The sequence below is a fragment of the Streptomyces sp. Ag109_G2-15 genome (assembly GCF_900215565.1).
GTDB classification, from domain to species: domain Bacteria; phylum Actinomycetota; class Actinomycetes; order Streptomycetales; family Streptomycetaceae; genus Streptomyces; species Streptomyces diastatochromogenes.
Map to the genome: position 1 here is coordinate 2,861,125 of NZ_OCNI01000001.1, position 20,151 is coordinate 2,881,275.

20 protein-coding genes are annotated in these 20,151 nt (G+C 72.7%); 8 read left to right on the forward strand and 12 right to left on the reverse strand.

Annotated elements, in window-relative coordinates; all coding sequences use genetic code 11:
* The first annotated feature begins 109 nt into the window (after positions 1–109).
* On the forward strand, positions 110–736 hold the full coding sequence (locus tag CRP49_RS12695) for a hypothetical protein (protein WP_097253472.1): 627 nt from the start codon (positions 110–112) through the stop codon (positions 734–736).
* A 13-nt stretch (positions 737–749) separates the two neighbouring features.
* On the opposite strand, the gene CRP49_RS12700 is transcribed toward CRP49_RS12695, so the two are convergent.
* From CRP49_RS12700 to pdhA, 7 genes are read right to left on the reverse strand one after another with little or no spacing between them, the layout of a single operon-like run.
* Positions 750–1,730: an NAD(P)H-quinone oxidoreductase gene (locus CRP49_RS12700; protein ID WP_097253473.1), complete on the reverse strand. Its 981-nt coding sequence runs from the start codon at positions 1,728–1,730 to the stop codon at positions 750–752.
* A gap of 47 nt (positions 1,731–1,777) precedes the next feature.
* Positions 1,778–2,875, reverse strand: coding sequence for a TrkA family potassium uptake protein (locus tag CRP49_RS12705; RefSeq protein ID WP_097253474.1), 1,098 nt, complete (start codon positions 2,873–2,875; stop codon positions 1,778–1,780).
* Positions 2,872–4,227, reverse strand: coding sequence for a molybdopterin molybdotransferase MoeA (locus CRP49_RS12710; RefSeq protein WP_097253475.1), 1,356 nt, complete (start codon positions 4,225–4,227; stop codon positions 2,872–2,874). Before CRP49_RS12710 ends, CRP49_RS12705 begins: the two co-directional genes overlap by 4 nt.
* The gene (locus CRP49_RS12715) at positions 4,224–5,114 is read right to left on the reverse strand and encodes an NTP transferase domain-containing protein (RefSeq protein WP_097253476.1); all 891 of its coding nucleotides are present in this window, start codon (positions 5,112–5,114) and stop codon (positions 4,224–4,226) included. Before CRP49_RS12715 ends, CRP49_RS12710 begins: the two co-directional genes overlap by 4 nt.
* A gap of 46 nt (positions 5,115–5,160) precedes the next feature.
* Positions 5,161–6,480 carry a dihydrolipoamide acetyltransferase family protein gene (locus CRP49_RS12720; protein ID WP_097253477.1) on the reverse strand — a complete coding sequence of 440 codons (1,320 nt, stop codon included), beginning with the start codon at positions 6,478–6,480 and terminating at the stop codon, positions 5,161–5,163.
* Entirely contained in the window at positions 6,480–7,484 is a 1,005-nt protein-coding gene (locus CRP49_RS12725; RefSeq protein ID WP_094218572.1) for an alpha-ketoacid dehydrogenase subunit beta, read from the reverse strand. The genes CRP49_RS12720 and CRP49_RS12725 overlap by 1 nt, the downstream gene beginning before the upstream one ends.
* The gene (pdhA, locus tag CRP49_RS12730; protein WP_097253478.1) at positions 7,481–8,626 is read right to left on the reverse strand and encodes a pyruvate dehydrogenase (acetyl-transferring) E1 component subunit alpha; all 1,146 of its coding nucleotides are present in this window, start codon (positions 8,624–8,626) and stop codon (positions 7,481–7,483) included. The genes CRP49_RS12725 and pdhA overlap by 4 nt, the downstream gene beginning before the upstream one ends.
* Positions 8,627–8,801: 175 nt before the next feature.
* On the opposite strand from pdhA, the gene CRP49_RS12735 reads away from it, so the two are divergent.
* Positions 8,802–9,296 carry an Lrp/AsnC family transcriptional regulator gene (locus CRP49_RS12735; protein WP_373560345.1) on the forward strand — a complete coding sequence of 165 codons (495 nt, stop codon included), beginning with the start codon at positions 8,802–8,804 and terminating at the stop codon, positions 9,294–9,296.
* Positions 9,297–9,331: 35 nt separating this feature from the next.
* Here the strand turns inward: CRP49_RS12735 and CRP49_RS12740 are convergent, their stop codons facing one another.
* Both CRP49_RS12740 and CRP49_RS12745 read right to left on the reverse strand, forming a co-directional pair.
* On the reverse strand, positions 9,332–9,919 hold the full coding sequence (locus CRP49_RS12740) for a TetR/AcrR family transcriptional regulator (protein WP_097253480.1): 588 nt from the start codon (positions 9,917–9,919) through the stop codon (positions 9,332–9,334).
* Positions 9,916–11,430 carry a 3-hydroxyacyl-CoA dehydrogenase gene (locus tag CRP49_RS12745; protein ID WP_097253481.1) on the reverse strand — a complete coding sequence of 505 codons (1,515 nt, stop codon included), beginning with the start codon at positions 11,428–11,430 and terminating at the stop codon, positions 9,916–9,918. Before CRP49_RS12745 ends, CRP49_RS12740 begins: the two co-directional genes overlap by 4 nt.
* 160 nt (positions 11,431–11,590) lie before the next feature.
* Here CRP49_RS12745 and paaN point away from each other — a divergent pair, with 160 nt between their 5' ends.
* Positions 11,591–13,282 (forward strand): phenylacetic acid degradation protein PaaN, encoded by a 1,692-nt coding sequence (paaN, locus tag CRP49_RS12750; protein ID WP_097253482.1) that lies wholly within the window; start codon positions 11,591–11,593, stop codon positions 13,280–13,282.
* Here the strand turns inward: paaN and CRP49_RS12755 are convergent.
* From CRP49_RS12755 to CRP49_RS12765, 3 genes are read right to left on the reverse strand one after another with little or no spacing between them, the layout of a single operon-like run.
* Positions 13,279–14,043, reverse strand: a complete 765-nt coding sequence (locus CRP49_RS12755) for an RNA methyltransferase (RefSeq protein WP_097253483.1) — start codon at positions 14,041–14,043, stop codon at positions 13,279–13,281. The genes paaN and CRP49_RS12755 overlap by 4 nt on opposite strands.
* Positions 14,040–15,257, reverse strand: a complete 1,218-nt coding sequence (locus tag CRP49_RS12760) for an HTTM domain-containing protein (protein ID WP_097253484.1) — start codon at positions 15,255–15,257, stop codon at positions 14,040–14,042. The genes CRP49_RS12755 and CRP49_RS12760 overlap by 4 nt, the downstream gene beginning before the upstream one ends.
* Complete coding sequence (locus CRP49_RS12765; RefSeq protein ID WP_097253485.1) at positions 15,254–16,066, reverse strand: DUF5819 family protein; 813 nt, start codon at positions 16,064–16,066, stop codon at positions 15,254–15,256. The genes CRP49_RS12760 and CRP49_RS12765 overlap by 4 nt, the downstream gene beginning before the upstream one ends.
* Positions 16,067–16,376: 310 nt before the next feature.
* Between CRP49_RS12765 and paaA the strand changes: the two genes are divergently transcribed.
* Genes paaA through CRP49_RS12790 form a run of 5 tightly spaced genes read left to right on the forward strand, consistent with a single transcriptional unit; the run spans position 16,377 to position 19,993 of the window.
* Complete coding sequence (paaA, locus tag CRP49_RS12770; RefSeq protein WP_097253486.1) at positions 16,377–17,387, forward strand: 1,2-phenylacetyl-CoA epoxidase subunit PaaA; 1,011 nt, start codon at positions 16,377–16,379, stop codon at positions 17,385–17,387.
* Positions 17,384–17,671: a 1,2-phenylacetyl-CoA epoxidase subunit PaaB gene (gene paaB / locus CRP49_RS12775; protein WP_094218582.1), complete on the forward strand. Its 288-nt coding sequence runs from the start codon at positions 17,384–17,386 to the stop codon at positions 17,669–17,671. The genes paaA and paaB overlap by 4 nt, the downstream gene beginning before the upstream one ends.
* On the forward strand, positions 17,668–18,387 hold the full coding sequence (paaC, locus tag CRP49_RS12780; protein WP_097253487.1) for a 1,2-phenylacetyl-CoA epoxidase subunit PaaC: 720 nt from the start codon (positions 17,668–17,670) through the stop codon (positions 18,385–18,387). The genes paaB and paaC overlap by 4 nt, the downstream gene beginning before the upstream one ends.
* Positions 18,381–18,929 (forward strand): 1,2-phenylacetyl-CoA epoxidase subunit PaaD, encoded by a 549-nt coding sequence (gene paaD / locus CRP49_RS12785; RefSeq protein ID WP_097253488.1) that lies wholly within the window; start codon positions 18,381–18,383, stop codon positions 18,927–18,929. Before paaC ends, paaD begins: the two co-directional genes overlap by 7 nt.
* Positions 18,929–19,993, forward strand: a complete 1,065-nt coding sequence (locus tag CRP49_RS12790; RefSeq protein ID WP_097253489.1) for a 2Fe-2S iron-sulfur cluster-binding protein — start codon at positions 18,929–18,931, stop codon at positions 19,991–19,993. Before paaD ends, CRP49_RS12790 begins: the two co-directional genes overlap by 1 nt.
* Positions 19,994–20,151 lie beyond the last annotated feature (158 nt).

Genomic DNA, 20,151 nt, shown 5'->3' on the forward strand with positions numbered 1-20,151 from the left:
CACCGTTTAGACCTGTCGGCCCAATCCGGAATGCCCTGGATGCCATGAAATGTGAGGCTGTTTTCGTCGATGTTCGACGTTCGACGACTGGCTTTGGGAGGTCACCGACGTGACTCCATGGCTGCGACTGAGGCTCCGCCTGCTGCGGCTGGTGCTCGTCCTCGCGACGGCCGTGCCCGTGTACGGCGCGGCCACCGCGTACGGCGCCGAGGCCGCCCCGCCGGACTCCCCGGCGCCCTCGGCGTCCCCCTCCCCCGCGCCCTCGGCGCTCCGCTCCCCCGCCCTGCGGGTCTCCGCGGCGCCCGCCGCACGGTCCTCCTCCGACGCCTCCGCCTCCCCCTCCGCTCACCCCGAGCCGTCGCGGGCGGGCAGCCGCGCCGGTGAGGGCCGGAGGCGACCGGGCCGGCCGGACGGGCCGCCCGCGGAGGAGGAGGGCGACGACGACACCGGCCCGTTCACCGGGGCCCCCGACACCGGCGATCCGGAGAACGGCTACCCGGAGGAGCCGGAGACCGCGGTCACCCCGGACCAGGCACCGGCGGTCTCCCAGTCGCCCGCGGAGGCCGGACTGAACCCCGCCCGGCCCCCGCAGCAGCCCGCGGGCCAGAACGCCGTCCACCAGGGGCAGGCCCCCACCGAACCGACCCTGCAGATCCTGCCCCTGGGCAGCGGCCTGGTCCTCATCGGCCTGGGCCTGGGCCTGGCGTTCCTGGGCCTTCGGGTACGGCGCGGCTGATCCGATCGGCCTGCTACGGCGCCACCAGCAGCACCTTCCCGATGTGGCCGCTCGCCTCCACCACCCGGTGCGCCTCGGCGGCCTCCGGCATCGGCAGCTCGCGGTCGACGACCGGGCGGACCTGCCCCGCGGCGAGCAGGGGCCACACATGCTCGCGTACGGCGGCCACGATGGCCGCCTTCTCGCTCAGCGGCCGGGCCCGCAGCGAGGTCGCGCTGATGGCGGCCCGCTTGTTCAGCAGGGCGGCGATGTTCAGCTCGCCCTTGATCCCGCCCTGCATGCCGATGATCGCGAGCCGCCCGTTGACGGCTAGGGCCTGGACGTTGCGGTCCAGGTACTTCGCGCCCATGTTGTCGAGGATGACGTCGGCGCCCGCGCCGTCCGTGGCCCCCCTGATCTCGGCGACGAAGTCCTGTTCGCGGTAGTTGATCAGCACGTCCGCGCCCAGCTCGGCGCAGCGCTCCAGCTTCTCCTTCGTCCCGGCGGTCACCGCGACCTTGGCACCGACGGCCTTGGCCAGCTGGATCGCCATCGTGCCGATACCGCTGGAACCGCCGTGCACCAGCAGGGTCTCGCCCGGGCGCAGATGGGCGACCATGAAGACGTTGGACCAGACCGTGCAGACCACCTCGGGCAGCGCGGCCGCCCCGGTCAGGTCGACGCCGCCGGGCACGGGCAGCAGCTGCCCGGCCGGAATGACGACCTTCTCGGCATAGCCGCCGCCCGCGAGCAGCGCGCACACCTCGTCGCCGACGGCCCAGCCGGAGACCCCGGGGCCGAGCGCGGCGATCCTGCCGGAGCACTCCAGGCCGGGGTACGGGGACGCGCCGGGCGGCGGGTTGTAGAAGCCCTGCCGCTGCAGGATGTCGGCACGGTTGACGGCGCTGGCCACCACCTCGACCAGCACCTCGCCGGCGCCGGGCACCGGATCGGGCACCTCGTCCCACACCAGCGCCTCGGGCCCACCAGGTTCGGGAATCGTGATCGCATGCATGAGCGCGACGCTACTCCCCGCCGGTGTCCTCTCCGGGGCAGCCCCGCTCAGTCGCGGGGCAGCGGGCGGGTGTGCGGGGCGACCTGGGCGCCGGGGGTCGCGCGGACGATGGTGATCAGGCGGTCCGTCAGCTGGAGGGTGCCGATGGACGGGTCGTCGTAGCCCAGCACCCGGTGCCCGCGTACGACGCTCACCACGAGGTCGTCCGTCTCGCGCGGGGACTTGCCCGCCTCGGCCCGGACCACCGGGCGTTCGATGAGGTCGAGCCCGCTGCCCTGCTGGATCAGGTCCTCCATGACCATGCCGGCCGCGGGGCTGAGCACGGACAGGCCGAGCAGCCGGCCGGCCGCGCCGGAGCTGGTGATGACGGCGTCGGCGCCGGACTGCTTGAGCAGCGGCGCGTTCTCCTCCTCGCGCACGGCGGCCACGATCTTCGCGCTCCGGTTGAGCTGCCGGGCCGTCAGGGTGACGAGGACGGCGGTGTCGTCGCGCTGTGGGGCGATGATGATCTGCCGTGCCCTGTGCACCTCGGCGCGCCTGAGCACCTCGCTGCGGGTGGCGTCACCTATGACGCCCGCGAAGCCCTCAGAGGTCGCCGCGTCGATCACCTTGGAGCTGGGGTCGACCACGACCACCTGCTCCTTCTTCAGTCCCGTCGCGCAGACGGTCTGGACGGCCGACCGCCCCTTCGTGCCGAAGCCGACGACGACGGTGTGGTCGCGCAAGGTGGACCTCCAGCGGTTCAGACGCCATTCCTCCCGGGTGCGCTCGGTGAGGACCTCCAGCGTGGTGCCGACCAGGATGATCAGGAACAGCACGCGCAGGGGTGTGATGACGAAGATGTTGGTGAGCCGGGCGCCGTCGCTGACCGGGGTGATGTCGCCGTAGCCGGTGGTGGAGAGGGTGACGGTCGCGTAGTAGAACGCGTCGAGGAGGTCGACCGAGCCGTCGGCGTTGTCGTTGTAGCCCTCGTGGTCGGCATAGACGATCAGCGCGGTGGCGATGAGCACCGCGAGGGCCATGAGCAGCCGTTTGGCGACCTGGCGGATCGGGCGCTCCACCACTTTTTTCGGGAGTTTCACCCGATGGGTCACCAGATGCTCGTCCGCTTGGCGGGCGATGGCGTCATGGCCCGGAAGTTTCACGTGAAACACACCCCGATTCCGGCCGCCGCCCAGGGCAGGTCCAGCAGCTCCGTCTCCTGGCCCTGCCGGGCCCCGCCCGGCGGTACGACGGCCAGCGCGTCGGCGGCGGCGATCCCGCGCAGCATGGCCGGGCCGTTGTAGTGCAGCGGTACGGCACGGTCGCCGCGCAGCACCACGGGGACGAGCCGGGTGTCGTAGGGATGCCCCTGCACCGCTTCGCCGAGCGGCAGCGTGTACGGCTCGGGCGCGGGGCGGGCGGCGAGGGTGCGCAGCAGGGGCTCGGCGAGCGTGAGCAGGCCGGAGACGGCCGCGAGGGGGTTGCCGGGCAGGCCGACCAGGTGCTGGTTCTCCTTGGTGCGGGCCAGCAGCATGGGGTGGCCGGGCCGCACCTTGACGCCGTCGACGAGGAGTTCGGCGCCGATGCGTTCCAGGGTGGGGTGGACATGGTCGACGGGTCCCGCTGCGGTGCCGCCGGTGGTGACGACGAGGTCGGCGCCGGAGCTGGTGAGCGCCTTGCGCAGGGCCCTGGCGTCGTCACCCAGTCGGCGTACGGCGGTCACCTCGGCACCCATCGCGCGCAGCCAGGACGGCAGCATGGGGCCGAGCGCGTCCCGGATCAGCCCGTCGTGCGGGAGTCCTTCGGTGAGCAACTCGTCGCCGAGGACGAGGACTTCGACACGGGGGCGGGGGACAGCGGTGACGGTGTCGTATCCGGCGGCCGCCGCGAGGCCCAGGACGGCCGGGGTGACGAGGGTGCCGACGGGAAGCAGCTGGTCGCCGTTGCGGCACTCCTGGCCGCGCGGGCGGATGTCCTGGCCGTGGCTGACCTCTCGGGTGGCGTGCAGGCGGCCCTGGGTGTCGGTGCGGCCGTGTTCGGTGCGCAGGACGGCGGTGGTGTCGGCCGGGATGCGGGCGCCGGTCGCGATGCGGACCGCCTCGCCGTCGGTCAGCGGCCCAGGCTGCGCGTGTCCGGCGAGCACGCCCTCGTCCCGGACCTCCCAGGGGCCCGGTCCGGCCACCGCCCAGCCGTCCATCGCCGAGGTGTCGAAGGAGGGCAGGTCGGTGAGCGCGTCGAGGGGGGTGGCGAGGACCAGGCCGAGGGCGTCGGCGAGGGAGACCGAGACGGGGGCGCGGCGGCCGCCCGAGCGGGCGGCGCGGGCGGCGATCTCGCGGGCGTGGGACCAGGGGGTGGCCTGGTGCCGCTCGTGCCGCTGCCCGCCCCGGGCGGCGGAGCCGGATCCGGGGCCGGTGCTGTCGTCCTTGGCTTCCCTCACGAGGGCCAGTGCCTCCTCGACGTCGAGGTCGTCGCTGTCCTCGGCGGGCGCTTCGGCCCGGATGCCGGGGGCGGTCATCCGGCGTCCGGGGCGGATGCGCCCCCGCTGTTCTCTTCCTCCCAGCGCAGCGCCAGTGCGGCGGCCTTGCGGGCGGCCTCGGCTACGGCTTCGGGGCCGCCCTTGCCCTGGGCGGCGGCGTAACCGACGAGGAAGGTGGTCAGGGGCGCGGCCGGCCGGGCCACGCCGTGGGCGGCGTCACGGGCCAGGTCGAGCAGTACGCCGGTGTCGACGTCCAGGTCGATGCCCAGCTCGTCCTTGACTGCGGAGATCCATTCATCCAACACGTGCCCATGCTCCCTGATGCGTGCCCTGGCATTGGCGATGTCGTCCCAGGTGTCGCAGTCGAAGGACGCGAGCGGGTCCGGGACGCGGGTGAGGTCGAGGGCGCCGGTCAGCCGGCGCAGGGGCAGGCCGGTCAGGCCGTCGGGCCCGGCCGCGAGGGCGGCCAGTTCGCGGCGCAGGGCGGCGGTGCGGTAGGCGGCCACGAGCGGCTGGTCGCGGCCGTCGGCGTCGGTGAGCAGCGCGCCGTCGGCGCCCGCCGCCCGCAGGACGGTCAACAGCCGCTCCAGCGTGGCCGCTTCGAGGAACGGCAGGTCGGCGGAGAGGACGACGGCGTGCTCGGCGGTGCTGAGCCTGAGGCCGGCCTCCAGTGCGGCGACCGGTCCGGCGCCGGGCGGTTCCTCGCGCGCCCAGCGCACGGGGCGGGCGGTGGGCCGGGGGTCGGCGACGACGACGGTCGTGGCCGCGCCGGCGCAGGCCGCGAGCACCCGGTCGAGCAGCGCGCGCCCGCCGACCCGCAGTCCGGGCTTGTCGGCCCCGCCGAGCCGCCGGGCGGCGCCGCCCGCCAGCACGACAGCGTCGTACGGCGGGGCGGTCCCGGGGGCGGCGGGAGCGTTGTCGGTCACCCCCCGAGTATGTCCTGCCTCCTTCTCCTTCCGGCCCTTGCGTGCGTCACAGGGTGCGCAGCAGCACCGCCGGATGTTCCACGCAGTCCGCCACGTACCGCAGGAAACCGCCTGCCGTGCCGCCGTCGCACACCCGGTGGTCGAAGGTGAGCGAGAGCTGGACGACCTGGCGCACGGCCAGCTCGCCCTCGTGCACCCAGGGCTTGGGGACGATGCGGCCGACGCCGAGCATGGCGGCCTCGGGGTGGTTGATGATCGGGGTGGAGCCGTCGACACCGAAGACCCCGTAGTTGTTCAACGTGAAGGTCCCGCCGGTGAGTTCCCCGGGGGTCAGCGTCCCGGTCCGGGCGGCCTCGGTGAGCCGGGCGAACTCCGCGGTCAGCGACTCGGCGTCGCGTGCGTGGGCGTCCCGGACGACCGGCACGACCAGCCCGCGCTCGGTCTGCGCGGCGAACCCGAGGTGCACGTGGTCGAGCTGGACGACCTCGCGGGCGCCGGTGTCGACGTACGAGTTCAGCTCGGGGAAACGGGCGAGGGCTGCGGTGGTGATGCGGGCGAGCAGGGCGAGGAGGGAGATCTTCGGTCCTCCGGCCGCGTTCATCGCCGTCCGCGCGCGCATGAGTTCCGTCGCGTCTGCGTCGACCCAGCAGGTCGCGTCGGGGATCTCCTGACGGCTGCGGGACAGCTTGTCGGCGACGGCACCGCGGACGCCCTTGAGGGGGATGCGGATGCCGTTGCGGACGGGGGAGACGCGGGCGGCCGGTTCCGCTGCCACGGGGGCGGGGGCGGGAGTGGTCTTGGCCCGCAGGGCGTCCTCCACGTCGGCCCGCAGGATCAGCCCTTCGCGGCCCGAACCGGACAGCTGCCGCAGGTCGATGTCGTTGTCCCGGGCGAGCCGGCGCACCAGCGGGGAGATCACGGGCACGGGGCCCTCGGCGAGCACGGGCGCGGGGGCGGGGGCGGGCGGTGCCGGAGCGGGTTCCTTCGCCGTCCCGTTGGCGGGGGACGCCGACCGCACCCTCCGGCGCCGGGCCGGCGCTTCGGAGGTGCCGTATCCGACCAGGACGTTGCCCGATCCCGCGGTGTCCCCGCCCGTTGCCTGAAGGGCCTGAGGGGCCTGGGGGCCCACCGCCACCGTCAGCAGGGGGGCGCCGACGGGCAGTTCCGTGCCCTCCTCGCCGAAGCGGGCGGTGATCACGCCGCCGTAGGGGCAGGGGACCTCGACCATCGCCTTGGCCGTCTCGACCTCCACGACCGGCTGGTCGACGGCGACGACGTCACCGACCTGCACCAGCCAGCGGACGATCTCCGCCTCGGTGAGGCCCTCGCCGAGGTCGGGGAGCTTGAACTCCAGCACCTGTGCCATCAGCCCTCGGCCTCCCACTGCAGGCGCGCCACGGCGTCCAGGATGCGGTCGACGCCGGGCAGGTGGTGCCGCTCCAGCATCGGCGGCGGGTAGGGGATGTCGAAGCCGGCCACGCGCAGCACCGGTGCCTCCAGGTGGTGGAAGCAGCGCTCGGTGATGCGGGCCGCGATCTCGCCGCCGGGGCCGCCGAACCCGGTCGACTCGTGCACGACCAGTGCCCGCCCGGTGCGCCGTACGGCCGCGCAGACCGTCTCGTCGTCGAACGGCACCAGAGAGCGCAGGTCGACCACCTCCAGGTCCCAGCCCTCCGCCCGGGCGGCCTCGGCGGCCTCCAGGCAGACCGGCACGGACGGGCCGTAGGTGATGAGTGTGGCGCTGCTACCCGGGCGACGCACCACCGCGCGCCCGATGGGCTCGACGTCCGTGGGGTGCTCGGGGTTCCAGGAGTCCTTCGACCAGTACAGCCGCTTGGGCTCCAGGAAGACGACCGGGTCGTCGGAGGCGATGGCCTGGCGCAGCAGCCCGTAGGCGTCGGCGACGGTCGCGGGTGTGACGACGTGCAGGCCCGGGGTGGCCATGTAGTAGGCCTCGGAGGAGTCGCTGTGGTGCTCGACGCCGCCGATGCCGCCGCCGTAGGGGACGCGGACCGTGATCGGCAGGGGCATCCTGCCGCGGGTGCGGTTGCGCATCCGGGAGACATGGCTGATCAGCTGCTCGAACGCCGGGTAGGCGAAGGCGTCGAACTGCATCTCCACGACCGGGCGCAGGCCGTACATGGCCATGCCGACGGCGGTGCCGAGGATGCCCGCCTCGGCGAGCGGGGTGTCGGTGCAGCGGTCCTCGCCGAACTCCTTGGCGAGCCCGTCGGTGACCCGGAAGACTCCGCCGAGGGTGCCGACGTCCTCGCCCATGACGTGCACGGTGGGGTCGGCGGCCATCGCGTCGCGCATCGCGCGCGTGAGGGCCTGCGCCATGGTGGCGGGCTTGACGGCGACGGTGGTCATCGAAGGTCGCCTTCCTGGTCGTCCTGCTCCGCCTCCAGCTCGGCGCGCAACAGGGCGCGCTGCTCGCGCAGTTGCACGGTGGTCTCGGCGTAGACGTGGTCGAAGAGGTCCATGGGGTTGAGTTCGGGGTCCCGGTTCATGCGTTCGCGCAGGTCCGCGGCCATCTCCTCGGCGTCCTGCCGGGCGGCCTCGAGGCCGGCGTCGTCGAGCAGGCCGCGCGTGGTCAGCTCGTGTTCCAGCAGTTGGATCGGGTCGTGCGCGCGCCAGGCCTCGACCTCGGCGTCGACGCGGTAGCGGGTGGCGTCGTCGGCGTTGGTGTGGGCCTCGATGCGGTACGTCACCGCCTCCACCAGGGTCGGGCCGCCGCCCGCGCGGGCGTGCCGTACGGCGTCGCTGAGGACCTCGTGCACGGCGGCCGCGTCGTTGCCGTCGACCAGCCGGCCCGGCATGCCGTAGCCGACGGCCTTGTGGGCCAGGGAGGGCGCGGCGGTCTGCTTGGCGAGCGGGACGGAGATGGCGAAGCCGTTGTTCTGCACCAGGAAGACCACCGGTGCCTGCCAGACGGCGGCGAAGTTCAGGGCCTCGTGGAAGTCACCCTCGCTGGTGCCGCCGTCACCGACCATGGCGAGCGCGACCACGTCGTCGCCCTTGAGGCGGGCGGCGTGGGCGAGGCCGACGGCATGCGGGAGCTGGGTGGCCAGCGGGGTGCTGAGCGGGGCCACGCGGTGCGCGTACGGGTCGTAGCCGGTGTGCCAGTCGCCGCGCAGCAGGGTGAGGGCCTCCACGGGGTCCACACCGCGGGCGACGGCGGCGAGGGTGTCGCGGTAGCTGGGAAAGAGCCAGTCGCGCTCCTCCAGGGCCAGGGCCGCGGCGACCTCGCAGGCCTCCTGGCCGGTGCTGGAGGGGTAGACGGCGAGGCGGCCCTGCTTGGTGAGCGCGGTGGCCTGGGCGTTGTACCGGCGGCCGCGCACCAGCTGGGCGTACAGCCGGCGCAGCAGATCCGGGTCGGACTTGGCGGCCGCCTCGGTGCCGAGGACGCGGTAGGGCTCGGCGTCGGGCAACAGCGGCGCGGGGTCCATACGGGGCTGCCAGGCGGGCGGCGGCGATGGCCGGTACGCGCCTCGCTGCTCCATGACCGTCATGACGGCACCTCCTCGTGGGAGCGGCTACGGGAGGCGTGTCGGCTGTGACCCGCCTCACCTACCGATTGTTCGGTCGTCGGCACATTTTGGCTACAGGCCCCTTCAGGCTGTGGACAAACGGTTCTCCACAACCTGCAATGAATGCAGGACGTCCACGGCGATGAAGCGGGGGGACATGGCAGCTGAACAAATGGCCGGTGGACCGCAGGACGGCACCGCCCTGCCGCCGCGTCCGCTGGACGCCATAGACCAGGACATCCTGAAGATCCTCCAGGCGGACGGCCGCGCGTCGATACGTTCCGTCGCCGAGCGTGTACACGTCTCCCGCGCGAACGCCTACGCGCGCATCAACCGCCTCGTCGAGGACGGCGTGATCAGGGGGTTCAGCGCCCGCGTCGACCACGAGCGGGCGGGGCACGGCACGTCGGCGTACGTCACCCTGAAGATCGTCCAGAACACCTGGCGCACGGTGCGCGAGCAGCTCAGACAGCTGCCCGGCGCCTCCCACATCGCTCTGGTGGGCGGTGACTTCGATGTCCTGCTCATGGTGCACACGCCCGACAACAGGGCGCTGCGCGAGCTGGTGCTCACCCGGCTCCAGGCGATCCCCGAGGTGCTCAGCACGCGCACGCTGCTGGTGTTCGAGGAGGAGGACCTGGAGCCGACCTGAGCCGCTGGTTCCTGGCGCAGCCAGTTCTGGCGCAGCTAGTTCTGGCGCAGCCCCGAGAAAGCCAGCCGGACCACCGCGTCGGCCACCTCGGGGCCGCTGGCGCCGCGGGTGTCGGGCCGGTACCACTCCACGATGGAGTTGATCATTCCGAAGACCAGCCGGGTGGCCAGCCGCACCTCCACGTCGCCGCGTACGTCACCCTCGGCGGCCGCGGCCTTCAGCAGCTCGGCGACCTGGTGGTCGAAGTCGCGACGCCGCTCCAGCGCCCAGCGCTCGGTCTCGGTGTTGCCGCGCACGCGCAGCAGCAGCGTGACGTAGGGCAGCTCGGATATGAGCACCTCGACCATGCGCCGTACGACGTGCTCCAGACGGTCCACGGCGCGCCCCGCGCGCGCGGGCTCTTCTTCGAGAATCCCGAACAGGCCGTCCAGCGCCCGGCTGACGGCCCGGCGCAGCAGCTCCTCCTTGCCGCTGACGTGGTGGTAGATGGACGACTTGGAGATACCGGCCGCCTTGGACAGGTGCTCCATGGAGGTGCCGTCGTAGCCGCGCTCGTTGAAGACCTGGACGGCGACGGAGAGCAGCGTCTCGGGGGTGTACGTGTCGCGCTTGGCGGTGGTCATGAGGTGCTCTCCCGCTTGTCGGTGGCGTACGCGTGCCGGTAGAGCGCGAGGGACGGCGCGTACCGGCCGGAGGGATCGCGCAGGTGCAGGTCGTCCAGCAGGTCGTAGGCCCAGCCGCGGCCGAGCCTGCGGCTCCATTCGAAGGGGCCGAGCGGGTAGTTGACGCCGAGGCGCATCGCGGTGTCGATGTCCTCCTCGGTGGCCACGCCCTTGGCGACGGCGTCGTGCGCGAGGTCCACGATCCGGGCGACGGTACGGGCGACGATCATGCCGGGGATGTCGCCGATGACGCTGACGTCCTTGCCGAGCTCCTGGAAGAGGCCGATGGCCTCGGTGAGGGTCTGCGCCGCGGTGTCCTGGGAGGCGGACAGGGCGATGCGGGTGGCCCTGCGGTAGTCGAGGGCGAGGTCGAAGTAGACGACGTCGCGGAACTCCACGGAGGTCTGGCCGTCGGCGAGGACCAGCTGGCCGCCGCTCGGCAGCACCAGGCGGGTGCCGCTGTCCTCGTCCTCCTCGCGGACGTCGATGCCCGCCTCACGGATCAGCGTGAGCAGTTCGGCCGCCGGGCCCAGGCCGCCCTCGGCGACGACGTAGGCGGGCGGCTGCTCCTTCTCCGCCGTGTGCGGCTCGGGGCGCTCGGCGCCCTCGGCGTAGTCGTACCAGCCGTGCCCGCTCTTGCGGCCGAGCCGCCCGGACTCGACCAGCCGGCGCTGGGCCAGCGAGGGAGTGAAGCGGACGTCCTGGAAGAAGGACTGCCACACCGAGTGGGTGACGGACTCGTTGACGTCCTGTCCGATCAGGTCGGTCAGCTCGAACGCGCCCATCCGGAAGCCGCCCGACTCGCGCAGGACGGCGTCGATGGTGGCCGGGTCGGCGGCCTGGGCCTCGTAGACGGCGAAGGCCTCGGCGTAGAACGGCCGGGCGATGCGGTTGACGATGAAGCCGGGGGTGTCCGCGCAGGCCACCGGGGTCTTGCCCCAGGAGCGTGCGGTCTCGTACGCGCGCGTGGCCGACGTGACGTCGGTGGCGAACCCGGAGACGACCTCGACCAGCGGCAGCAGCGGGGCCGGGTTGAAGAAGTGCAGGCCCAAGAAGCGGCCGGGGTTGGCGAGCGCGCCGCCGATGGCCGTCACCGACAGGGACGAGGTGTTGGTGGCGAGCAGACAGTCGTCGGTGACGATCTCCTCCAGCTCGCGGAAGAGCTGCTGCTTGACGTCCAGCCGCTCCAGGACCGCCTCGACGACCAGGGCGCAGTCGGCCAGCTCGGCGAGGCTGCCCGCGGGCGTGAGCCGGGCGCGGGCCGCGTCCCGGTCGGCGGCGGCGAGCCGGTCCTTCGCCACGAGCCGGTCGAGCCGCGCGCCGATCGCTTCGGCCGCCTCCCGGGCGCGCCCGGGCACGGTGTCGTAGAGCCGCACGGGGTGGCCGGCGACCAACGCGACCTGGGCGATGCCCTGGCCCATGGTGCCGGTGCCGACGACGGCCACGGGGCTGCTGAGGTCGAGTGCTGTCATGTGCGCGATCCTCCCGCACGACGTTTTCCACAGATGCGGCAGGCCCCCTTGTCCCGACCGATCGTTCGGTTACTCTAGCTCTGACCGCCTTTTCCCGCCTCTGTTTCCGCCCAGGTCATGAACTCGACGAAGAGTTCTCCAGACGAGGAGTTGGTCCCGCATGGCCGCCGAACTGACCGCGCACGAGCTGATCGCGAAGCACCGGCCCACTCTCGACCAGGCCCTGGAAGCGATCCGCACGCGCGCGTACTGGTCCCCGCATCCCGAGCATCCCAAGGCTTACGGCGAGCACGGCAGCCTGGACGCGGCGGCGGGCAAGGCTGCCTTCGACGCCCTCCTCGGCACCCGCCTCGACCTGGGCCAGCCCGGCACCGACGACTGGGTGGGCGGCGAGGTCTCGCCGTACGGCATCGAGCTGGGCGTGACCTACCCGCACGCGGACGTCGAGGTGCTGCTGCCCGCGATGAAGGCCGGACAGCGCGCCTGGCGGGACGCGGGCGCGGAGACCCGTGCGGTGGTCTGCCTGGAGATCCTGAAGCGGATCAGCGACCGGACGCACGAGTTCGCGCACGCGGTCATGCACACCAGCGGGCAGGCCTTCATGATGGCCTTCCAGGCGGGCGGCCCGCACGCCCAGGACCGCGGCCTGGAGGCGGTGGCGTACGCGTACGTGGAGCAGGTCCGCACGCCCGAGACGGCGGAGTGGACCAAGCCGCAGGGCAAGCGCGACCCGCTGGCGCTGACCAAGCGGTTCACGCCGGTCCCGCGCGGTATCGGTCTGGTCATCGGCTGCAACACCTTCCCGACTTGGAACGGCTACCCGGGCCTGTTCGCCTCCCTGGCCACCGGCAACGCGGTCCTGGTCAAGCCCCACCCGCGCGCGGTGCTGCCGCTCGCGCTGACCGTGCAGGTCGCCCGGCAGGTCCTCGCCGAGGCGGGCTTCGACCCGAACCTGGTGGCGCTGGCCGCCGAGCGCCCCGGCGAGGGCATCGCCAGGACGCTCGCCACCCGCCCCGAGATCCGGATCATCGACTACACCGGTTCGACCTCCTTCGGCGACTGGCTGGAGGCCAACGCCCGCCAGGCGCAGGTCTACACGGAGAAGGCCGGCGTCAACACGGTCGTCGTGGAGTCGACCGACAACTACAAGGGCATGCTGTCCAACCTGGCCTTCTCGCTGTCCCTGTACAGCGGCCAGATGTGCACCACCCCGCAGAACCTGCTCGTCCCGCGCGACGGCATCCGCACCGACGAGGGCTCCAAGACCTTCGACGAGGTGACCGCCGACCTCGCCCGCGCGGTCGACGGCCTGCTCGGCGACGACGCCCGCGCGAACGCCCTGCTGGGCGCGATCGTCAACCCGGACGTCAAGGCCCGCCTGGAGGCGGCGGCCGGCCTCGGTGAGGTCGCCCTGGCCTCGCGCGAGATCAGCAACCCGGAGTTCCCGGGCGCGGTCGTCCGCACCCCGGTGATCGTCAAGCTGGACGGCGCCAAGCCGGACGACGAGGCCGCCTACATGAACGAGTGCTTCGGCCCGGTCTCCTTCGCCGTCGCGGTCGACTCGGCGACCGACGCGGTGGAGCTGCTGCGCCGCACGGTCCGCGACAAGGGCGCCATGACGGTCGGCGCCTACACCACCGACCAGGACGTCACGCGGGCCATCGAGGAGGTCTGCCTGGAGGAGGCCGCCCAGCTGTCCCTCAACCTGATCGGCGGGGTGTACGTGAACCAGACGGCCGCCTTCTCCGACTTCCACGGCTCGGGCGGCAACCCGGCGGCGAACGCGGCCCTCACCGACGGCGCGTTCGTGGCCAACCGCTTCCGGGTGGTGGAGGTCCGCCGAGAGGCCTAGGAAGGCTGGGAAGCCGTGGGTGCGCCCCCGGTCGCACTCCAGTGGTACAGCGTCATGGCCACGCTGGTGGCCAGGTTGTAGCTGGAGACCTGGGGGCGCATCGGCAGTGCCAGCAGATGGTCGGCACGCGCGCGCAGCTCGGCCGACAGGCCGCTGCGCTCCGACCCGAAGGCCAGCACGGCGTCGTCCGGCAGCTTGGTGCCCCGGATGTCGTCGCCCTCCGGGTCGAGGGCGAACAGCGGCCCGGCGGGCAGCTCCTCGACCTCGAGCCGCTCCACGGCGGTCGCGAAGTGCAGCCCCGCTCCGCCGCGCACCACGGTGGGGTGCCAGGGGTCGAGGGTGCCCGTGGTGACCACTCCGGTCGCCCCGAAACCGGCGGCCAGCCGGATCACGGCCCCGGCGTTGCCGAGGTTGCGCGGGTTGTCGAGGACCACGATCGGCGCGGTCCGGGGCGTGTGGGCGAGCGCCCGCAGATTGGCCTCGCGGGACGGCCGTACGGCCAGGGCGGCCACGCCCGTCGGATGGGGACGCGGCACGAGCGAGGCGTACGTCTCCTGCGGCACCTCCGTCAGGAGGGCGTCCAGCGTGTCCCTGACGTCCCCGGCCAGCTCGTCGGCGAGGGCGAGCGCCGCCCGCCGGTCGGTGGTGACCGCCACCGGCACCTGAGCACCGAAGCGCAGCGCGTGCTTGAGGGCGTGGAAGCCGTCGAGCAGCACGGCTCCGCCGGCGCTCTCGCGCCAGCGGATCACGGGGTCGGTCATGCCGTGAACCCTACGCGTCCCGGAGTGCTCTCCTCCGGGGCGCGCTGCGGCGGCAGCGTGAGGTCGCCGTCGCCGCGCCGCACCAGCCGTCCCCACGCGCGTGCCGCCCAGCCGCCGAGCAGCAGCAGGAAGGACGTCGGCAGGAAGACCGCGTCCGCGGTGATCATCGCCAGCGAGAAGAACGGCAGGCCGAGGACGACCGCGATCACGGCGTGCTCGGTCATCATCAGCACCAGCAGGACGTTCTTGACCCGCCGGTTGAACAGCGTGAACGGGAAGGCGACCTGCACCATGACCGTGCCGTAGGTCACGATCATCATGATCGTGCCGCTGGAGGACATCAGGTCGGCCAGGGCGGGCCACGGCGAGAAGTAGTCCAGGTGGAGCGGGTAGTAGACGGCGGTGCCGTCCTGCCAGCGCGAGCCCTGGATCTTGTACCAGCCGGCGGTGGCGTAGATCAGGCAGGCCTCCGCCATGATCACGAACAGGGCGCCGTTGTGCAGGACGTTGGCGATCACGTCCAGCAGGATCCGCGGCTCCTGCGACCTCGCCCGGCGCTGCACGGCCCACCACAGGCCGAGCCCCACCCACGCCGTCCACAGCAGCGCCGGCACCAGCCGGCCGTTGTCGAACCGGCCTGCCAGCGTCGCACCGACGAGCACGAGCCCGAGCACCAGCCACAGCACCGGTCCCACCCGGTCGGGGCGAACCCGCTCCCCGCGCGCGCGTGCCGCCTCGCCGCGGGCCGCCCGTCGCGCGTCCAGCGACCACACCTGGCCGCAGCGCGTGAACACCAGGTAGAGAGACATCAGGTGCAGGACGTTGTCGCCGCCGTCACCGACGAAGACACTGCGGTTCTGCAGCGAGAGCACACCGACCATGAACAGCACGGAGGCGGTCCGGGTGCGCCAGCCCAGCAGCAGCGCCGCGCTGGCGAGGATCGCCAGCAGATAGAAGATCTCGAACCAGGCCTGTCCGTCGGACCACATCAGGGCCGTGAAGGCGTGGTTGTCGGAGGTCAGCTGCTGGGCCAGGTCCCAGCCCCAGGGGCCGTCGGGACCGTACAGCTCCTGGCGGTGGGGGAACTCCCGCAGCAGGAACAGCAGCCAGGTCGTGGCGAAGCCGATGCGGATCACGGCGCTCTGGTACGGGCCGAGCGCCGACTCGGTGACGCGGGCGATGCCGCGCGAGAGCGTCAGGGAGAGACGGTTCACCGGACACCTCCGGCGGCCTCGTCGGCGGCCACCGTCCACCAGGGCAGCAGCCGGTAGACGGGCTTGTCGGAGAGCTTCTCGCGGCTCCACTTCGGCGGCTGCACATTGGTGGTGCTGGAGCGGACCTGCACGCGCTGGATGACGCCCTCCCGGCTGATCGCGTCCCCCCGGTACAGGCGCATCACGACTATCCGGCGTACGTACTGCTCGGAGAGCGCGCCGCGCATGCCCACGGGCCGGTTGTCGGTGCCGTGCGTGGCGACGAAGAAGTCCCAGGCGCGGCGCAGTTCGTTCTGTTCGGTGTGGCTGGGCACCAGGCTGCCGTCGATGGCGGCGCCGTCCTGGGCGGAGAGGTCGTTCCAGCCGGTGGTGCGCAGGCTGCCGTCCTTCATCCGCACCTCGGCGCGGACCTGGACGGCGATGTTCTGCTGCAGCGGGTTCGGGGCGAACAGCTTCCAGTTCTGCTCGAACTCCGGGTACACCCACTCCTCTATCGCCTTGCCGTGCTGCTTGGTCAGGGTGTTCGCCGGCGCGAGGCTCAGGAACACCATTCCCAGATGCACACAGGCGGCGACGGCCACCACCGCGAGCGCGACCGCGGCGCCGACCTGGTAGCGGGGGGAGAGGGCGGCGACGCCGGTGCGGGGGGCGGGGGGCAGGGGCGGGGACTCGGGAGGCGGGGAGCCGTCGGGGTCGCCCGGGGCCTCCCGGACCGGCCTCTCATGGTGCTCGGGGTCCGGCGGGCGACGCGCCCCGGTCGACCCGTCGGGCCCGCGCCGGGCCTGCGAGTCCTCGTCGTACGCGTCCATTCCGCCCCGTCCCCCGCTTTCGATCGGCAGTCCCGGCACCGTCACAGGCGCCGCGCTCTTCCCGAGCGCCACTCCTCGGCACTCGCACGGAACGGTACTCAGCACCGGCCGTCCGGCGCAGCCCCGGGTACGGGCCGGGTCAGTGGCCCTCGCCACGCCGTGCCGCCCCGCCCACGGTTATCCACAGGCGGCGCGCAAGGTTTTCCACAGCGGTTGACACCCGCAGCGGCCCGGCACACCATTGATTGCGCACGGACCGAACGATCGGTCGGTGCCGTGTTCAAGGAGAGCCCGAGGTCAGGGGGACCGCATGGCCACAGCAGCCGCGCACCGCACGGCCCGCACGGACGCGGACGGCGCACGGACCGCCGCCGGCGACACGGCGGAGTACGAGCGCGCCTTCGACGCGGCCGTGGCCGCCGACGAACGTATCGAGCCACGCGACTGGATGCCCGACGCCTACCGCGCGACCCTGGTCCGGCAGATCGCCCAGCACGCGCACTCCGAGATCATCGGCATGCAGCCGGAGGCCAACTGGATCACCCGCGCGCCCAGCCTGCGCCGCAAGGCGATCCTGATGGCCAAGGTCCAGGACGAGGCCGGCCACGGCCTGTACCTGTACAGCGCGGCCGAAACCCTCGGCACCAGCCGTGACGAGCTGCTCGACAAGCTGCACAGCGGCCGCCAGAAGTACTCCTCGATCTTCAACTACCCCACCCTGACCTGGGCCGACGTCGGCGCGATCGGCTGGCTGGTGGACGGCGCCGCGATCACCAACCAGGTGCCCCTGTGCCGCTGCTCGTACGGCCCGTACGCGCGCGCCATGGTCCGGATCTGCAAGGAGGAGTCCTTCCACCAGCGCCAGGGCTACGAGCTGCTGCTGGCCCTCAGCAAGGGCACCGAGGAGCAGCACGCGATGGCGCAGGACGCGGTGAACCGCTGGTGGTGGCCCTCGCTGATGATGTTCGGCCCGCCCGACGACGAGTCGCAGCACTCCGCCCAGTCCATGGAGTGGAAGATCAAGCGCCACTCGAACGACGAGCTGCGCCAGCGCTTCGTCGACATCTGCGTCCCCCAGGCCGAATCCCTGGGCCTGACCCTCCCCGACCCGGACCTGCGGTGGAACGAGGAGCGGCAGCAGCACGATTTCGGCACGATCGACTGGACGGAGTTCTGGGAGGTCCTCAAGGGCAACGGCCCCTGCAACGAGCAGCGGATCACCCAGCGCAGAAACGCCCACGACGAGGGTGCGTGGGTGAGGGACGCGGCCGCGGCCTACGCGGCCAAGCACACCGGTGAGACGGGAGCGAAGCAGGCATGACCAACACCGACTGGCCCCTGTGGGAGGTCTTTGTGCGCTCCCGGCGCGGCCTTTCCCACACCCACGCCGGCAGCCTGCACGCACCGGACGCGGAGCTGGCCCTGCGCAACGCCCGGGACCTGTACACCCGGCGCGGCGAGGGCGTCTCGATCTGGGTCGTCCCGGCCGCCGCCATCACCGCGTCCTCGCCCGACGAGAAGGACCCGTTCTTCGAGCCGGCCGCCGACAAGCCCTACCGGCACCCGACCTTCTACGAGATCCCGGAAGGGGTGAAGCACCTGTGACCGCGACCGTCCCCGCGACCGCCGCACTCGCCCTCGGCGACGACGCCCTGGTGCTCTCCCACCGCCTGGGGGAGTGGGCCGGGCACGCCCCCGTCCTGGAGGAGGAGGTCGCCCTCGCCAACATCGCCCTCGACCTGCTCGGCCAGGCCCGGGTCCTGCTGTCGATGGCCGGCGACGAGGACGAGCTGGCCTACCTGCGCGAGGAGCGCGCCTTCCGCAACCTCCAGCTGGTCGAGCAGTCCAACGGCGACTTCGCGCAGACCATCGCCCGCCAGCTGTACTTCTCCACCTACCAGCAGCTGCTCTACACCGAACTGGCCGGGTCCGACGGCCCCTTCGCACCCCTGGCCGCGAAGGCCGTCAAGGAGGTCGCCTACCACCGCGACCACGCCGAGCTGTGGACGCTGCGGCTCGGCGACGGCACCGAGACCAGCCGGGAGCGGATGCAGCGGGCGTGCGAGGCGCTGTGGCGGTTCACCGGCGAGATGTTCCAGCCGGTGGAGGGCCTGGACGCCGACTGGGCGGGCATGGAGGCCCAGTGGCTCCGGTCCATGACGGACGTCCTCGGCCGGGCCACCCTGACCGTCCCCGAGGGGCCGCGCACCGGCGCGTGGTCGGCGGGCGCCGGCCGGCAGGGCCTGCACACCGAACCGTTCGGGCGGATGCTCGCCGAGATGCAGCACCTGCACCGCAGCCACCCGGGGGCGTCATGGTGACCGCCACCGCCCTGGAGGCGGAGCTGCTGGAGCTGGCCGGCTCGGTGCCCGACCCCGAACTGCCGGTGCTCACGCTCCAGGAGCTGGGCGTGGTGCGCGCGGTGCACGTCAGCGGCGCGGACACGGTCGAGGTCGACCTGACGCCGACCTACACCGGCTGCCCCGCCATCGAGGCGATGAGCGTAGACATCGAGCGGGTGCTGCGCGCCCACGGCGTGCGCGAGGTCACCGTCCGCACGGTGCTCAGCCCCGCCTGGTCGACCGACGACATCACCCCCGAAGGCCGCCGCAAGCTCCAGGAGTTCGGCATCGCTCCCCCACGCGTGCGCCACGACTCCGGGCCGATACCCCTGACCCTGGGGGCCACCCGCACCCTCGCCGAGGACGCCGCCGTGGACGCCGAGGACACCGACCCGGTGCGCTGCCCGCACTGCGGATCCGCGGACACCGAGCTGCTGAGCCGGTTCTCCTCCACCGCGTGCAAGGCGCTGCGCCGCTGCCTGTCCTGCCGTGAACCCTTCGACCACTTCAAGGAGTTGTGATGGCACGCTTCCACCCGCTCCCGGTGGCCGCGGTCGACCGGCTCACCGACGACTCCGTCGCGCTCACCCTCGCCGTCCCGCCCGAGCTGCGCGAGGACTACCGGCACGCACCCGGCCAGCACCTCGCCCTGCGGCGGCGCGAGGACGGCGTCGAGATACGGCGGACGTACTCGATCTGCTCCCCCGCCCCCGACCCGGCCGGCGCGGGCCCGGACACACTGCGGGTGGGGGTGCGGCTGGTCGAGGGCGGCGCGTTCTCGACGTACGCGCTGAAGGAGGTCGGCGTCGGCGACGAGCTGGAGGTGATGACCCCGGCCGGACGCTTCACCCTCGAACCGGCGCCCGGCCTGTACGCGGCGATCGTCGGTGGCAGCGGCATCACCCCCGTGCTGTCGATCGTCTCCACGCTGCTGGCGCGCGAGCCCGAGGCCCGGTTCTGCCTGATACGCAGCGACCGTACGGCCGCGTCGACGATGTTCCTGGAGGAGGCCGCCGACCTGAAGGACCGCTACCCGGAGCGGCTGCAGCTGGTCACCGTGCTCTCCCGTGAGGAGCAGCAGGCGGGCCTGCCCTCCGGCCGGCTCGACCGGGAGCGGCTCACCGGGCTGCTGCCGGCGCTGCTGCCGGTGGACCAGGTGGCGGGGTGGTTCCTGTGCGGGCCGTTCGGGCTGGTCGAGGGTGCGGAGAAGGCGCTGCGGGAGCTGGGCGTGGACCGGGCCCGTATCCACGAGGAGATCTTCCACGTGGACGCGGGGGCGGTCCCGGCGGCCGCCGTGCCGGTACCCGCGCACAGCACCGTCACCGCCCGGCTCGACGGACGCGGCGGTACCTGGCCGGTCCAGGACGGCGAGTCCCTGCTGGAAACGGTGCTGCGCAACCGCCCCGACGCTCCCTACGCCTGCAAGGGCGGGGTGTGCGGAACGTGCAGGGCCTTCCTGGTCTCGGGCGAGGTGCGCATGGACCGGAACTTCGCGCTGGAGGCGGAGGAGACGGACGCCGGATATGTACTGGCCTGCCAGTCGCATCCGCTGACGGAGAGAGTGGAGCTGGACTTCGACCGCTGAGGCGTGACGTCATCGGCGGCACCCTCACCGTCCCGCGCCGGCCCGCGCCTTCCCTCACCGTCCCTCACCCACCGTCCGTCCCCATTCCCTTCTCCTAGAACCTGTTCTATCTTGACGGCCCGTCAGGCGCGTGCATCGCGTCGGACGAACCGTCGGAT